The following is a 1,258-nucleotide window of genomic DNA, read 5'->3' on the forward strand; positions in this document are numbered from 1 at the left end:
ACTATCGCGACAAACTATTAACCTTTGAAGAAGGACAAGTGGAATGGAAGGCGTTGGGGGAAATAGGTGAGTTTATACGCGGAAATGGAATGCAGAAAAAAAACTTCGTTGAAACAGGTTTCCCAGCAATACATTATGGACAAATATTTACCCGATATGGTCTATCTGCCGATAAAACTTTTACCTATATATCTGATGAGTTATCAAAAAAATCAAGGATAGCAGATAAAAATAATTTATTGATTGCGACAACTTCTGAGAATGATACAGATCTTTTGAAGCCCGTTGCGTGGCTTGGTGAGAAAGCCGCTATTTCTGGTGACATGCTACTATTTAGGCATAACCAAAATGTTAAGTATTTAGCATATTATTTTCAAACAGAAGCATTTCAAAAGCAGAAAATAAAATATATCACTGGTGCAAAAGTGCGGAGAGTTTCTGTGAGTAATCTTGAAAAAATGACTATCCCCATCCCACCCCTAAACATCCAGACTGAAATCGTTACCATCTTAGATAAATTCGACACCTTAACCACTTCCATCAGCGATGGCTTACCCCATGAAATCGAGCTACGCCAACAGCAATATGAATATTATCGAGATTTGCTGTTAAGCTTTTTCAAATCTGAGACAACAGCATGACCGATTATAAAGCCATCGCTGAATCGAATAACTTTATCATCTTGGATAAATACACCAAGTGTTCGCAAGTTAATGAGTCCTATCAAAGCGAGTCCGATTTAGAGCGTGAATTTATTACGGATTTAAAAAACCAAGGATATGAGTATATTCCCGGTTTAAACACGCCTAAAAAAATGTTGGTGAATGTTCGCGAGCAGTTGCAATATCTAAATAAAGTACAGTTTTTAGAAGGTGAATGGCAGCGCTTTGTTGAGCAATATTTAGATAAGCCTAGTGATAATAGCATTGATAAAACGCGTAAAATCCATGACGACTTTATCTATGACTTTGTTTTTGATGATGGGCATATCCAAAACATATACCTATTAGATAAGAAAAATATTGCACGCAATAAAGTGCAGGTGATTAAGCAGTTTGAACAAACAGGTACGCAGGCTAATCGCTACGATGTGACGGTTTTAGTTAACGGTTTACCTTTGGTTCAGATAGAGCTAAAAAAACGCGGTGTCGCTATCCGTGAAGCCTTTAATCAAGTGCACCGTTACAGCAAAGAAAGTTTGAATACAGATAACTCACTGTTTAAATATTTGCAGCTGTTTGTTATTTCAAACGGAACC

Annotated in this window: 2 protein-coding genes; both read left to right on the forward strand. The window is 37.0% G+C overall.

The features are described from left to right. Positions 1-641: restriction endonuclease subunit S (locus tag CDZ78_RS20580; protein ID WP_140414272.1), on the forward strand; the 641-nt coding region annotated here is incomplete at its 5' end. Continuing rightward, on the forward strand, positions 638-1,258 hold a 621-nt coding region (locus tag CDZ78_RS20585; RefSeq protein ID WP_244559320.1), incomplete at its 3' end, for a type I restriction endonuclease. The genes CDZ78_RS20580 and CDZ78_RS20585, both read left to right, overlap by 4 nt.

Origin of the sequence: Bathymodiolus platifrons methanotrophic gill symbiont (assembly GCF_002189065.1) — a bacterium.
Lineage (GTDB): Bacteria > Pseudomonadota > Gammaproteobacteria > Methylococcales > Methylomonadaceae > Methyloprofundus.